General features: G+C 51.4%; 16 protein-coding genes. 14 read left to right on the top strand and 2 right to left on the bottom strand.

The genetic code is table 11. From position 1 onward, the window contains the following. The first annotated feature begins 10 nt into the window (after nt 1-10). The 3 genes from rbfA to R2083_RS04775 all read left to right on the top strand — a co-directional run bounded on the left by rbfA (nt 11) and on the right by R2083_RS04775 (nt 2,279). Nucleotides 11-406, top strand: a complete 396-nt coding sequence (gene rbfA / locus R2083_RS04785) for a 30S ribosome-binding factor RbfA (protein WP_317537717.1) — start codon at nt 11-13, stop codon at nt 404-406. 30 nt (nt 407-436) lie between these two features. Continuing rightward, nucleotides 437-1,375, top strand: coding sequence for a tRNA pseudouridine(55) synthase TruB (truB, locus tag R2083_RS04780; RefSeq protein ID WP_317537716.1), 939 nt, complete (start codon nt 437-439; stop codon nt 1,373-1,375). A 319-nt stretch (nt 1,376-1,694) separates the two neighbouring features. Beyond that, nucleotides 1,695-2,279, top strand: a complete 585-nt coding sequence (locus R2083_RS04775) for a PEP-CTERM sorting domain-containing protein (protein WP_317537715.1) — start codon at nt 1,695-1,697, stop codon at nt 2,277-2,279. A 112-nt stretch (nt 2,280-2,391) separates the two neighbouring features. On the opposite strand, the gene R2083_RS04770 is transcribed toward R2083_RS04775, so the two are convergent. Continuing rightward, entirely contained in the window at nt 2,392-2,844 is a 453-nt protein-coding gene (locus R2083_RS04770) for a hypothetical protein (RefSeq protein WP_317537714.1), read from the bottom strand. A 212-nt stretch (nt 2,845-3,056) separates the two neighbouring features. Then, nucleotides 3,057-3,701, bottom strand: coding sequence for a phosphoribosyltransferase (locus tag R2083_RS04765; protein WP_317537713.1), 645 nt, complete (start codon nt 3,699-3,701; stop codon nt 3,057-3,059). 127 nt (nt 3,702-3,828) lie between these two features. On the opposite strand from R2083_RS04765, the gene R2083_RS04760 reads away from it, so the two are divergent. The 11 genes from R2083_RS04760 to R2083_RS04710 all read left to right on the top strand — a co-directional run bounded on the left by R2083_RS04760 (nt 3,829) and on the right by R2083_RS04710 (nt 14,011). Further along, a complete protein-coding gene (locus R2083_RS04760; RefSeq protein WP_317537712.1) occupies nt 3,829-4,236 on the top strand; it encodes an archease in 408 nt (135 codons plus the stop codon). Next, entirely contained in the window at nt 4,233-5,660 is a 1,428-nt protein-coding gene (locus R2083_RS04755; RefSeq protein WP_317537711.1) for an RtcB family protein, read from the top strand. Before R2083_RS04760 ends, R2083_RS04755 begins: the two co-directional genes overlap by 4 nt. Nucleotides 5,661-5,705: 45 nt before the next feature. Next, entirely contained in the window at nt 5,706-6,008 is a 303-nt protein-coding gene (gene hpf / locus R2083_RS04750; RefSeq protein ID WP_108698224.1) for a ribosome hibernation-promoting factor, HPF/YfiA family, read from the top strand. 172 nt (nt 6,009-6,180) lie between these two features. Further along, nucleotides 6,181-6,684: a BCAM0308 family protein gene (locus R2083_RS04745; RefSeq protein ID WP_317530316.1), complete on the top strand. Its 504-nt coding sequence runs from the start codon at nt 6,181-6,183 to the stop codon at nt 6,682-6,684. Between the two features lie 48 nt (nt 6,685-6,732). Beyond that, complete coding sequence (locus R2083_RS04740) at nt 6,733-7,182, top strand: CBS domain-containing protein (protein WP_317530315.1); 450 nt, start codon at nt 6,733-6,735, stop codon at nt 7,180-7,182. Nucleotides 7,183-7,324: 142 nt separating this feature from the next. Then, nucleotides 7,325-9,700 (top strand): endopeptidase La, encoded by a 2,376-nt coding sequence (gene lon / locus R2083_RS04735; protein WP_317537710.1) that lies wholly within the window; start codon nt 7,325-7,327, stop codon nt 9,698-9,700. A 317-nt stretch (nt 9,701-10,017) separates the two neighbouring features. Further along, the gene (locus R2083_RS04730; protein ID WP_317537709.1) at nt 10,018-10,374 is read left to right on the top strand and encodes a hypothetical protein; all 357 of its coding nucleotides are present in this window, start codon (nt 10,018-10,020) and stop codon (nt 10,372-10,374) included. A gap of 136 nt (nt 10,375-10,510) precedes the next feature. Further along, the gene (locus R2083_RS04725) at nt 10,511-10,795 is read left to right on the top strand and encodes a DUF2934 domain-containing protein (protein ID WP_317537708.1); all 285 of its coding nucleotides are present in this window, start codon (nt 10,511-10,513) and stop codon (nt 10,793-10,795) included. 23 nt (nt 10,796-10,818) lie between these two features. Continuing rightward, a complete protein-coding gene (locus tag R2083_RS04720) occupies nt 10,819-11,268 on the top strand; it encodes an Hsp20/alpha crystallin family protein (RefSeq protein WP_317537707.1) in 450 nt (149 codons plus the stop codon). A gap of 213 nt (nt 11,269-11,481) precedes the next feature. Beyond that, nucleotides 11,482-12,486, top strand: a complete 1,005-nt coding sequence (locus R2083_RS04715; protein ID WP_317537706.1) for an NAD(P)-dependent alcohol dehydrogenase — start codon at nt 11,482-11,484, stop codon at nt 12,484-12,486. 352 nt (nt 12,487-12,838) lie between these two features. After that, entirely contained in the window at nt 12,839-14,011 is a 1,173-nt protein-coding gene (locus R2083_RS04710) for an acyltransferase (protein WP_317537705.1), read from the top strand. The last annotated feature ends 757 nt before the right edge of the window (nt 14,012-14,768 follow it).

Genomic DNA, 14,768 nt, shown 5'->3' with positions numbered 1-14,768 from the left:
GATAGCCGATATGCCCAGAGATTTTTCCCGTACCCTGCGCGTTGCCGACCAAATACAGCGGGAATTAGCGGATTTGGTACAAAATGAAATCAAAGATCCCCGTGTACGGCTAATCACGATCACGGCCGTCGAAGTGACTCGCGATTATAGTAATGCCAAAGTCTTTTACACCACGTTATGCAATACAGAAGAAAATGTGCTGGTGGAAAAAGGTTTGGAACATGCCAAGGGTTTTTTGCGTACCCATCTCGCCCATCGGATGAAATTAAGAATCACACCGCAACTCCACTTTGTTTTTGATGCATCGGTCGAACGCGGCGTGCGTCTATCCAAATTAATCGACGACGCCATCGCGCAAGATAAGGCAACACACCATCTCGATCCGGATCCGGAGCAAACCGGCTGACCACCACACTGACAAAACCTCCGCACTCATTTGACTAAGCCAGCAAAACGCAATATCAGCGGTGTCCTGTTATTGGATAAACCGCTCAATATTTCATCCAACAAAGCCATCCAGATCGCCAAGCATCTTTTCTCCGCAACCAAATGCGGACATACCGGCACACTGGATCCCATGGCGACCGGGTTGCTTCCAGTCTGTTTTGGCGAAGCCACCAAATTCTCATCGGTGCTGCTGGGCGCCAATAAAACCTACGAAACAACCTTGAAACTGGGTTTTATGAGCACCACGGGCGATGCGGAAGGCGAAATCAGTCAAGTGGCCGCAACCGCCCCTAACCCGGCTTTCTCCGAATGCGAACACGTCATACAGGGTTTTATAGGCCCCATCATGCAGACCCCACCCATGTACAGCGCACTGAAACATCAAGGAAAACCGCTGTATGCCTATGCCAGAAACGGCGAAAACATTGAACGGCAGGCGCGTGAAGTCATCATTCACGGAATACAAATCCAGTCATTACTGCACAATGAATTGCAATTGACTATTCAATGCGGCACCGGTACTTACATCCGGACACTGGCGGAAGATATCGGCAAGGCGCTGGGAAGCGGCGGCGCGTACCTGCTGAGTTTGCGCCGTACCGCTATCGATCGTTTCCCGGTATCTCAAGCGCACACGCTACCGGCGCTGGAGGAAATGAGCGCTATCGAGAGAGATGCATGTTTACTGCCGGCCGATTGTTTATTGCAGGCATACCCGGCAGTCACGCTGGACGATCAGCCGGCATTACTGCTGCAACAAGGCCGCACCGTGGAATATCAACCGGATAGCGACGCTATACCGGCCGGAAAAGTCATACGCTTATATAACCGGCAACACTTCATGGGACTCGGCGAAATCACCGCTAACCAGGAAATAATGGCCAAGCGTTTACTGTCGAATAGTTATTGGTCTGAAATGACGGTATAAATTTGCGATCGAAACGAATTCTCCCGGAAATTACCGCAACGCTGAATCGATTCACATCGCACTCATGCTCAAACCTCTCGAACGCGCTGCCTCAAGCATACTTCCAAACGCCATAACGGCAGAAGAATTCCATTTATCCTACAAAGATTACTCGTTATTTTTTCTGAAAAATAAGCATAATCCTTATATCAATAAGACTTTCCTAAGCACATAATCAAAAGTGCCTAAGTTTGGAATGACTAATGAATGTTTTCATTATGAAAGTTCTGAACTCAGGAGAGTTAATACCACAAATCTGCAATATAAAAAGGAGCAAGACATGATACTAAAAAAACTAGCAATAGCGATTATTGCAACGGGTACTCTCGTCTTCGGAAGCGGTGTTCAAGCAAATACCTATTCATTTGGCCAGTTACTATCCGGTGGCGGCCCTGCGAATGTTCACTTTGCCGATCTGAGTGCTACTGATGATGGCGGAGGAAACTGGACATTTACACTGACCACTTTAGATTTAAATGCAATCTTTGGTACCGATTCATTCATAGGCTCAATGGCAGTGGTAGGCACAGAACCCACATCCAGCTCAACCGATTTAGGTGGAGGCGTGACTGTGGTCAATCCAGCTAGTGGCGGCGGCCCAGGTGGAAGTTTTAATTTCCGTTACGATTTCGGTGATGGCGGGTCATCAGACAGACTGACAGCCAATGAATCAGTAACCTGGCATGTGAGTGGTTTGGGATCCGATCCTTTACCGATTGATGGCCAGTTAGCGCTGCACGTTCAAGCTACATCCTATACACCGGATTCCGCTTGGTACGTTTCACCAGTTCCAGAACCTGAAACCTATGCGATGTTGCTGATCGGATTGGGATTACTCGGTACGGCCATCCGCCGCAAAAAGTAAAACTGATGTAAGTAAGATATGCCCTTACTTAAAACAATCCCGCTCAAGTAGCGGGATTGTTCTTCATGACACCAAAACAGCGTGGTCTTCTGATTGTTCCGGTCACACTGGCTCAAGCCGAGCCGAGATTGAAATCAAGCATTCCGCTACCGTTATATTGCTGCAAGTTACGCTCGGCAATACGCAATTTATGCAATAGAATGGTCAGTTGTGAATAAAATTCGTCACTGGCAATCAGTTGTTGCCATTCATCGCCATCCGGGTCATCCTCGTCCAGATTACGCCAGAAGAGATTGCAGAAGGTATTGAATGGAACCGGTTGACCGGCGATCAAATCCGCTTTTGTTTTATGATTAATCCACCGTTGCCGCCTTTTGATCAAATCTTCAGCGCCAGCGCACACAACTACCGACAGATAAGCGTATAAGTCCGTGGTACTGCGAATGCTCTGAAGTTCGGGAAATTTTCTTGTGTTGATGGCTTTGGCAATCAATTCCTGCAACGCCATGGTAGAAACCTTAAGACTTACACCCGTTTGTAATACGTAAATTTTATCGAGGTACATAGGTCATCAAAAATAAAGTAGGAAGCCGTAACCAATGAACCATTCGATTAAGAATCGGGCTTAAGGTTCACTCTTATGTCAATTCTCAGGCAACAAAGCTTTCAATCCGCACCGGGTGAATATTTCCGCCATTCCGCTCGTCAATCAGAAGTAATGGCGATTCATACAATTTCAAGTGCTGGCGAATATGTTCCTGCCAACAGCATGCGCGATTACCCCACAATCTGCCGTGGCGCGGCGGCAAGACACGCAATCACTTCGTCATCGCTCACTTGCGGAAAGTCCGTATAAAACTGCCCGACGGCATAAAAATCATCGGGTGCTGACAAACAGACAATGCGATCCGCTTTGCCCTGCAATTTCTTCAGTGTTTCCGGTGGCGCCACCGGTACGGCACAGATCAATTCCGCCGTTTTCTGGTTACGCAAGGCATGCAGTGCCGCAATCATGGTCGAACCGGTAGCCAGTCCGTCATCAACCACAATCACGATGCGCCCTGCAGGATCTATCGGTGCGCGCCCGGGCGTATAGTGCGCGCGCCGCTGCCGGATGGTTTCCAATTGCGCCGATACTTCCTGATCGATGTACGCTTGATCCGCACCGGCCCGTGCGGCATATTCCGTCAAATAAACCCAACCGCTTTCGTCGACGGAACCGATGGCATACTCCGGATTACCGGGAGCGCGGAGCTTACGCACCAGCACCACATCCAGTTCACCGTTCAGCCGCTGCGCAATCGCCTTGGCCATCGGCACCGCGCCACGCGGGATAGCGAGTATCAGCGGATTTTTATCGCGATATCCGGACAATGCATCCGCCAGCTTTCCGGCTGCTGCCATGCGGTCGGCGAAAATCATGCTGTGCTCCTTATCGCTATTGTGCAGTGTGTTCCGATTTGATCAATCGCAACGATCGTTCAGATTGATACATTTCTTCCGGCAAAAATACTACAATAAAACTACATTTTTATAAAGTGATTAAAAAGTGAGCTCATCGTATTTTGAACACGATGCCGACATCGGGATTATCGGCTGCGGCCTGACAATCGAGCAATCGTTTGAAGCAGCGGCGCATGCCGTTTTTGCGATTATTACCAATATTGAAGCAGTGCAACCCGTGATCGTAGTCGCCCTGGAATTTGAAGAAGCCGACCTTGAACTGGCGCTGGTGGTCTGGCTTAATCTCATTTTAGGAAAGGCGCGGGAACTCGGTATGGTGTTCAGTCATTTTCACATCCAGCACCAGAATGATCATTGGCACGCCAAAGCCGCCGGGGAAAAATGGCGCGACGGCTTGGAACGCGGCGTGGAAGTCAAAGGTGCAACGCTGACCATGCTCGCGGTAAAACCAATTGGCCCGGTTTGGGAGTCCCGTTGCGTGGTGGATGTATGAATCTACAACAATTACAACAGCTGCACACTTATCTTTGGACGCTGCCTCAGGCATCCGGCGATAAACGCGCGGAAGTCCTGCTGTACGGCAGCGCGCCGTTGCTCGAAAGCATGGACGACAAAGTGTTAGAACAAATCGCCCATGTCGCCGCACTGCCCGGACTGGTTGGCGCAGCAATGACCATGCCGGATGCGCATTGGGGTTACGGCTTCCCCATCGGCGGCGTGGCGGCATTCGATGCCGAACAAAGTGGCATCATCTCAGCTGGCGGTGTCGGTTTCGATATTTCCTGCGGCATCCGCTGCCTGCGCAGCAATCTCGATGTGCGCGATGCGGCGCCCTACTTCAATCAACTGGCCAACCGGTTGTTCGCTACGATCCCGGCAGGCGTCGGCGAGGAAGGTCACATCAATCTCAACCCAAAACAACTCGATCAAGTGTTGCTGGGCGGCGCGCAATGGGCTGTAAAACAGGGCTACGGCGATGCCGCGGATCTGGACTATGTAGAAGAAAACGGCTGTGTCTCCGGCGCGGTGCCGGGTAACGTATCCGAGCTGGCCAAAAAACGCCAGCGCGGCGAAATGGGCACATTGGGTTCCGGCAATCATTATCTGGAAGTTCAGGTTGTGGAACGCATTTACGACAACGTGACGGCGCAGGCTTTCGGTCTGCGCGAAGGCCAACTGGTGATTTCCATCCACTGCGGTTCGCGCGGACTCGGCCATCAGATCGGCACCGATTACCTGGTGATGCTGGCTAAGGCGGCCAGCCGTCTCGGCATCCACCTGCCCGACCGGGAATTGGCCTGCGCTCCGGTCAAATCGCCGGAAGGCCAGCAATATCTCGGCGCGATGAATGCCGCGATCAATTGCGCTTTAGCCAACCGGCAAATCCTGACGCACTTGACGCGCGACACCTTTGCCGACGTGTATCCTCAGGCCTCACTGGAAACGCTGTTCGATATCTCGCATAACACCTGCAAGGAAGAACAGCACGAAGTGGACGGCAAAACCCGCTGGCTGCATGTGCACCGCAAAGGCGCCACGCGCGCTTTCGCACCCGGACATCCCAAACTGCCGACCCGATACCGCGACGTGGGGCAACCGGTCATCATCGGCGGCAGCATGGGTACCGGTTCTTACATTCTCGCAGGCGTCAGCACCAATCGGGCTTTTGCCTCATGCAGCCACGGCGCGGGCCGCGCCATGAGCCGCAACCAAGCATTGAAACAATGGGATGGCCGGACCTTGATCAATGATCTCGAGCGGCAAGGCATCCTGATCCGCACCCGTTCGATGCGCGGCGCGGCGGAAGAAGCGCCAGGCGCTTACAAGGATGTCGATCAGGTGGCCGAGGTCACGGAACAAGCGGGACTGGCGCGCAGAGTCGCTTTTCTGCGCCCCAAAGTATGTATCAAAGGATAGTTGTTACCGGAAACGTTTAACTCAATTCAGTAGGAGGAAAATTTCATGGAAGTCACACTGCAAATCACCACGCGCGATATCCCCCACTCCGAAGCGCTTGAAAGTCATATCCGCGAAAAAGCGGAAAAGCTGGAAAAGTTTTATCCGCACATCACGAGCTGCCGGATCGTCGTCGAGCTCCCGCACAAACACCACCATCAGGGCCGGATGTTTGACGTGCACATCGACATGACGGTACCCGGCAGCGAAATCGTGGTCAATCGTGTGGCCAATGAAGATGTCTACGTCGCAGTGCGCGATGCCTTCGACGCCGCCAAGCGTCAACTGGAGGATCACGCCCGCAAATAACGCGGCGAAAAAATGCCAGCGGATCCCATGACGGAAACGCTTGACAAAATTATCAAAGCGCGCAAGATGAAACGGATGTTCAATCTTTCACGGACGCACGGTTGACCGTGAAAGGATAAAAAATGACTTCTCATTCAAACTGAAACAGTTGCAGCAGAAGGAGGGATTTATCATGAGCACAAAAAACGCACACCCTGGCTTCCATCAAATCACACGGCACGACGGTGTTTTCCAGGAAAAAATTCACGACGCCTATCAAATCAAAAGCAAGCTCCCCGAACCCACCGTTTGTCCGCTTTGCAGCGCTGTATTTCACAAAGGCCGGTGGCAATGGCTTGCTGCACCGGTCAATGCGCATGAGCATAACTGTCCGGCCTGCCAACGCATTCAGGATCAATACCCGGCTGGATTCCTGACCTTGCACGGTGATTTCTTCCACGCACACCGGGATGAAATCATGCATTTGATGCAGCACGTTGAGAAACAGGAAAAAACCGAGCACCCGCTGAAACGGATCATGGCCATGGAGATAAAAGATCACGAAGTGCTGATCACCACCACCGACATTCATCTCGCGCGCGGTATCGGTGAAGCCATCCACGATGCGTACCAGGGTGAGCTGGAGTTTCACTATAACGCAGCGGAAAACCTGTTGCGCGTGCATTGGTCACGTTGAACCGTGAATTTGCCCGTCTTTCCATAACAACCAGAAAGGAGAAATCAAATGTCTGTCGGCGAAATTTGCAATCGTGAAGTCATTGTTATCCAACGGGATGCAACCATTGTGGAAGCTGCCAAACTGATGCGCCAGTTTCATGTCGGTGCGGTCATCGTGGTCGAGAAGCGTGACGGCCGCCAGATTCCGGCCGGCGTTGTGACAGATCGCGATCTGGTGGTGGAAGTTGTGGCAACGGAATTGGACGCAGCCGTCATCACCGTTGGCGACATTATGGCAGCGGAAGTATTTACCATTAAGGAAAATACCCCATCGTCTGAAGCCATCGAATTCATGCGCCGCAAAACCATCCGGCGTTTGCCAGTCGTCGATGAATCGGGGGAATTGACCGGTATCCTGACGCTGGACGATGCGCTGCAATTATTATCGGAAGAGTTGCTCGATCTCGCCAAATTAGTGCGCTACGAGCAAAAGAAAGAAACGCGGCATCGCCCGTGATGTTCTAGTTCTACCGGTAACCGGCACAACAAAGCCGGTTACCTTACACAAGGCCAGCGGATCTCACTTGAATTCCTGGTTAAGCGCTCAAATATTCCAAGAGAATATTAAAACCGCCTTACATTCTGAAGGATGAGCCGCTATGGAACCACTCGCCACAAACCCATTCGAGTTGCCTGCCGATGTCATTGCATTGGTACCGATGCGCAACGTGGTGTTATTTCCGCATGTACTGATGCCCATCACGGTCGGCCGGATGCGATCCATCGCCACCATTGAGCACGCGCTGCAATCCAAAACGCCGATCGGCATCGTGCTGCAAAAAGACGCCGCTGTCGACAATCCGGGATTGGAAGCACTGTGTGGCACCGGGACAATCGCCAATATCATGCGGCATATGACATCCGACGACAAAACACATCACGTCGTATGCCAGGGCGTGGCGCGTTTCCACATCGAAGAACTGGTCGAAGGATACCCGTTCATCGCCGCACGCATAAAGCGCATTGAGGAATCGGCGCCCATCACCACACAAACCGAAGCACTGGCACTGCAATTGCGCGAACGCGCCATTGAAATTTTATCGTTATTGCCCGGCGTACCAGCGGAACTTGCGCACGCTTTGCAAGCCACGCGCGCGCCTTCCGATCTGGCCGACATTACCGCAAGTCTGCTCGATGCCGAAGTGAGCGAAAAACAAATGCTGCTCGAAACCATCGATACCGAGGAGCGGCTGCAAAAAGTGCTGCACATTCTGTCGCGCCGCATCGAAGTTCTGCGCTTGTCGCAGGAAATCGGCGAGCGCACCAAAGAGCAAATGGAAGATCGCGAGCGCAAATATCTGCTGCGCGAACAGTTGAAAGCGATTCAAAAAGAACTCGGCGAAGACGGCGACAACGATCAAGAAATCACGCAACTGGACGAAGCCATCACCAAAGCCGGCATGCCGGGCGATATCGAAACACAAACACGCAAAGAATTGCACCGCTTGCAGCGCATGCCGGGCGCATCGAGTGAATTCTCGATGCTGCATACTTACCTGGAATGGATGACCGAATTGCCGTGGCGGCTGCCCGAGGAGGCGCCGATCGACCTGAATAGCGCGCGGCAGATTCTGGAAGCGGATCATTTCGGGCTGGAGCGAATCAAACAGCGCATCATCGAATTCCTCGCGGTACAGAAACTGAAACCGCACGGCCGGGCGCCGATTCTGTGTTTTGTCGGACCACCCGGTGTCGGCAAAACATCGTTGGGCCAAAGCATCGCACGCGCGTTGCAGCGTTCGTTTGTGCGCGTCTCATTGGGCGGTGTGCATGACGAAGCCGAAATGCGCGGCCACCGCCGCACTTACGTCGGCGCGATGCCGGGCAACATCGTGCAAGGGCTACGCAAGGCGGGCGCGCGTAATTGTGTCATGATGCTCGACGAGATCGACAAAATGTCCGCCAGCATGCAAGGCGACCCCTCCGCCGCCCTGCTGGAAATCCTCGATCCGGAGCAGAACTCGACGTTTCGCGATAATTATCTCGGTGTGCCGTTCGACTTAAGCCGGGTGATTTTCATCGCCACCGCGAATGTGATCGACAACGTGCCGCCGCCGGTGCGCGACCGCATCGAAATTATCGATCTCCCCGGTTACACGCAGGAAGAGAAACTGCAAATCGCCCTGCGTTATCTAGTGCAGCGGCAAAGTGAAGCGAATGGCCTGCGCGAGGATCAATGCACGCTGACGCCCGAAGCGCTGCAAAGCATTGTGGCCAACTACACCCGTGAAGCCGGTGTGCGCCAGTTCGAGCGGGAAATCGGCCGGGTCATGCGGAACGTGGCACTGCGCATTGCGGAAGGCAAGCAACAGCAAGTGCGAATCGGCGTGAGCGATTTGGATGCGATCCTGGGCGCGGAAAAATTTGAACACGAACTCGCGCTGCATACCGACTTACCCGGTGTCGCCACCGGTCTGGCCTGGACACCGGTGGGCGGCGATATTCTGTTCATCGAAGCCACGCGCATCAATGGCAGCGGAAGACTGATTCTGACCGGGCAGCTCGGCGATGTGATGAAAGAAAGCGCGCAAGCCGCGCTCACGCTGGTCAAAGCGCGCGCCAGCGATCTCAACATTCCGTTAGCGCTGTTTGACGGCATCGATGTGCACATGCACGTTCCGGCCGGCGCGATTCCCAAAGACGGACCGAGCGCGGGTGTGGCAATGTTCATCGCGCTCGCTTCGCTTTTCACCAACCGGCCGGTGCGACACGATGTCGCCATGACCGGTGAAATCAGTTTGCGCGGCTTGGTATTGCCGGTCGGCGGCATCAAGGAAAAAATACTCGCGGCACAGCGCGCCGGTATTCAAACCGTGTTGTTGCCTGCACGTAACCAGAAAGATCTGCGGGATGTTCCGGAAGCAACGCGCATGGCGATGCAGTTTGTTTTACTGGAAACCGCCGATGACGCCATGCAAGCAGCATTGCATCAAACCGCCAATCCGATGCCAGCATCCGGATTCAAGCTTGTTTGAACAGACAATACCAGAACATGGGAAGCGATTCCGGATAACAGTGCGCGTTAAATCACCATCCATGAATTTCTAGGCATTTTGCTTAGAGAAAGATAAGCGATGCGCTTATATATTTATGCCGCCAACCGTTCCAAAATACCAAAGCGGTAGTTAAATACAAAAAATAAGGCTAAATAAAGCGGCAATTTGCCGCATTGTAGTTTCCTCCCTGTCCAGTTACAGTGAATCACCGGAAGCCAATTCAATGTGTCTGTTATATGGTTGTCACATTGTCTTGCTATCCTGGAAATATCGCCTAATGTGAGGAGTAAATTCAAATGATGCACGCTGAAACTCTCGACAACTTTAACGCCATTAGTCATCTTTACAAACAAAAAAACAATTATTCCTTCTACGAATCGGGTCAATTGCGGCGCGCGAAAATGCATGCCGCGCAGCTCATCGGTGCAATCGACACCGAGCAAATGCTGCCCCCTGTTTTGTATCAACTGCTTGAAGCCAGTCTTGTTCTGGAAACGACCGATTGCAAGCTGCTTGCTGCCCACCTGAAAAGAACGCCCGCCACCATTCGCAGTGAATTTAAAAGTATCTGCGAAATTCTTGGTGCGGCTGAGAACACGCGGAATGATCGCGGTTTTAACAACCGGAAAAATAAAAGCGCTGTCAATATCTAAGTATTTACTTAGTTAAAAATAAGTATTTTCTTACTTATTTTTTAAAAAAATTTCACTAAGATAATCAATTGATAAAGGTTTTTATCAATCTCATCTTTCAGTACGAATAAATATCCTGCTCAAGGAGGATTATCAAATGCCAAGCAAAGTCAGCGAAGGAGAAACCAAGAAATCCGGAACAAGGTTATCAAAAAGCGAGGAGCGGATACTCGCGCATCAGGTCATGAATTCAGCAACACCGCTTGACCGCCAGGAAATGATCGCCACTGCGGCTTATTTCCGGGCCGAGAAGCGCGGCTTCGCGGGCAATGAGACGGGTGCCCTGCGCGATTGGCTTGAAGCTGAGCGGGAAGTCGATAATGAGTTGGATATGTTTGATAGCGGCAGCATTGATTTTCAATTTCTCACCATTAAAGAATAATCCTTACTCAGGGAGTAAAAATCATGTCAAGAATTGTCCGCCGTTCTCCACTACCCGGCGATTTAGCGCGCCTCGATCCCTTCATGAACATGGACGACTGGTTCAAAGGATTCGGTTTACGCCCATTTTCCGGTGAACCGGAAACCGCGCCGCTGATCCGGATCGATGTCAAAGAAAACGATAAAACCTATACCGTCCGCGCCGAAATCCCGGGAGTCAGTAAAGATGACATTAAGGTGCAAGTCGACGGTAACCGGGTTTCCATCAGTGCCGAAACAAAAAAAGAAAAAGAAGAGAAAGAAGGTGACCGGGTGATTTGCCGCGAATGCTATCAAGGCTCCAGCTACCGGAGCTTCACCTTGCACAGTGCGGTTGATGAATCAAAAACGGAAGCCAAGTATAAAGACGGCATACTCGAGTTGACACTACCCAAGATCAACGGATCGGGCGCCAGAAAAATAGCCATTAAATAACCGCAACCGCTTGCAGCAGCGGAGACTATTGTTCGCCGCATTGAATTACCAGTGCCACAAAACCCTGCGGCCAGCCGTAACCGGCTGCGGGTTTTTTTCCGGTGATATTCGTGCCCTAGTCAACAGAGTGCCGCAGCATTTGTCTTCTATGCAGCATGGTATTGCCGCATAATACGCTGAACCCGATGATTAACCGGATAGAAAGGGAAATTCATGATTAAAGCGTATGCGGCGTTTAAGCCTGGTGGAAAACTCGAACCTTTTGAATACGATCCTGGCGCATTGGGCGATCACGATGTTGAAATCGCGGTCGAGCATTGCGGCATTTGCCATAGCGATTTAAGCATGCTGCACAATGACTGGGGAATCACCCAATATCCCTTTGTGCCGGGGCATGAGGTTATCGGCACCATCGCGGCCAAAGGCGCGCATGTCAATAATCTATCAATAGGTCAGCGCGTCGGCCTGGGCTGGCATGCCGGTTATTGCATGACGTGCCACAGCTGCCTGTCCGGCGACCATAACCTTTGCGCACAGCCGGAATCCACCATCGTAGGCCACCACGGCGGTTTTGCCGACAAAGTACGCGCCAAAGCGGTCAGTGTTGTCGCATTGCCGGATGGCCTCAACGCACAAAATGCGGGTCCGCTGTTCTGTGGCGGAATCACCGTTTTCAATCCGCTGCTGCAATACAACGTTTCCCCCACAGCCGAAGTCGCCGTCATCGGTATTGGCGGTTTAGGACATATCGCACTGCAATTTCTGCGTGCATGGGGTTGCCGGGTAACGGCCTTCACTTCGAGCGAAGACAAAAAGAAGGAAGCGCTGGCGATGGGCGCGCACGATGTGCTGGACACGAAAAAACCAAGCGAACTGGCTGCCGCAGCCGGCCGCTTTGATCTGATTCTAACCACCGTGAATGTCAAGTTGGACTGGAATGCCTATATCGCCACCCTGCGCCCTAAAGGCCGTTTGCATTTTCTCGGCGTACCGCTTGAACCGTTGGATATCAATGTATTCCCGCTGATCGCCAATCAATGCTCGGTTTCCGGCTCCCCCGTCGGCAGCCCCGCCGGTATCGCGACCATGTTGCGTTTTGCCGCGCAACACAAGATAGAACCGGTCATTGAAGTTTTCCGTTTTGATCAGGTCAATGAAGCGCTGGCCAGATTGGCAAGCGGTCAAGCGAAATACCGCATTGTATTAAGTCACCCGTAACAGGAGATTTTGCCTGGCTACGGTCAGGCAAAATTTTCATGCTCTTCTCATTCCATCTTCGCCAGGTGAATGACAGAAAGCTGATCGCTGGATAGGAACTTTAGCATTTTGCCGGGAACTTTCCGGCGCCGATCCACTCCATCCAAACTGTTAATTTTTGCTTGCCGATAAACATTTAGCGGAGCGGTCGTTAGTCAATCATTTATAATAGCGCGCATTTTTTCAATCCGGTATTTCCCCGATTCGCCCGTTACGCATAAATCCAATACATCAGACCCAACACTTCAATTCAGCAGATTTGAAACCGCTTGCCGTTAAGAACGGCTGGTTTCATCAGTGAAAAATTCAATTTATGATGCATATCTCACATAAAAAAGAAATCCGTTCGCATACTTCATTGCGCGGTTGGGCAGCCATGATGGTTGTCTTCGTTCATTTTCGATACTATTTGCATTCATCGATAGATCCCGATGAAATCACTCTGTATTTTTACAAAGGCTACCTCTGGGTTGATTTCTTCTTCATTCTCAGTGGATTCGTCATGGCCTATGTATATGACATCGAACATCCCAGACGCTATAGCATGCGCGACACTTTGCATTATCTGATTGCCCGGATCGCCAGAATTTATCCCTTGCATTTCATTACATTGGTGGCAACTGTACTTTTCTTTACGCTGCTGGCACTGATCAACTGGGGATTGGGAAAAGAAGCCTGCTGCTTGTTCGACGACTCCTTACGCACGCCCGAATCACTGGCCGCCAATCTGTTTCTGATCCACTCGTGGGGCATGTTCGATTGGGTCACTTGGAATTTCCCCTCATGGTCGCTGAGCGCGGAATTTTTTTGCTATTTGCTCTTTGCCGCGCTTCTGACCATCAGTGGCGATAACCGTATGCTAGCTTTAGTGGTGTTGTCATGCATTGCGGTGCTTTTCTATTGCTTATGCATGGCGACGGATAGCGATGTCAACGACAACTTTCGTTTGTCCACCATCCGCGCCGCATCCGCTTTCACAATCGGCATGTTGCTGTTCTTAGCACGTCACACGGTTTCTGCTTTGCCGGACAGATACCTGACATCTATTCAGATTGTTGCCTCTATCGCACTCTTTCTTTCGCTCCACTTTGGTGTAACCGATGTTCTGGTGATTGGCTTGATGGCCTTGATCGTGCTGGTGACCTGGGAAGATCGCGGCTATTTATGCACCTGCCTCGATACGCGCGGCCTGCATACGATTGGGGTATTGTCATTCTCTATTTATATGTGGCATTACCTGGTCCAGTTTGTTGCAAAACAGGATTGGGAAAGCATCACCGGGCTGCCCGTGGAAAGTAGCGTAACAGGATCCATCCTATTTGTAGCGGGTATGTTCGGTTCGGCTATTTCGATCGCGATCTGGAGCTACCGGCACCTGGAAATGCCCACGCGCAAATGGATCAACTTCCGCCTGACCGGCTTGCTGGAAGCCAAATCCGCACCCGGTTGGCAACTGGCGTGGATACCGGGAGAGAGAAGAAGATAAATTGGCGTTGTTGTGGTGGAAATGGGGTTGAATTGCCGCAATTCAGGCTTTCTGTTGAAAACTACTCATGGGATTACCCTTTGCGCTTTCGCGCTTGGTTGACAAAGTTTCACACCTCTATCAAACCAGGTAATCCCACCTCTTGGTAAAACCCTGCTGCCAAATCAAATCCAAACTACTTCACTTCAATATTTTCCGGTATGCGGGCTGTAGTGCTTTCGCACGTTGGATCGGTTAACTTCCACGCGTAGGTTACTGTACATATTAGCTTTGCAGGTCTGAGACCGGCGCACTGTTGTACTGCTATCGCTGCAAAATTCAGTACCTTGTGGGGCATATTCTTATTGCGCCAATTACTGCGAATGGCAATTACGGTGCATGTATAACTTTTGCAGACCATCAATAAGGGTTTAACCCTACGTGTTCGCACGTACAGATAAATTAAAAATATTGCATTAAGATGGTCACTCACCATTTCAGAACAGTACCGCACCAGCCAGCGCATTATGTTGTGCGTAGCCGGATGGCTGGAAGAGTTTAAACCCAGCGCGCCTTTTCTTACTCCTAACCCAACTCCTTGGGCGCGCTGGGATCCTTATGAGCAGAACTGTGCAACGGATCCTATGCCCCTCAAGACTGCGTATAGTGCCGACCCAGTTCTGCTCACCACCCTTCCGCAAAAAATTTTATTCATCGAATTTTTATTGATACGATGGACTCTATTATCTATGCAATTCATTAAAAACATCGGGGGTAA

It is taken from the genome of Nitrosomonas sp. Is35 (assembly GCF_033063295.1).
Taxonomy (GTDB): Bacteria; Pseudomonadota; Gammaproteobacteria; order Burkholderiales; family Nitrosomonadaceae; genus Nitrosomonas.
Note: the sequence above shows the minus strand (reverse complement) of the source record. Positions and strands in the feature narration are given on the sequence as shown.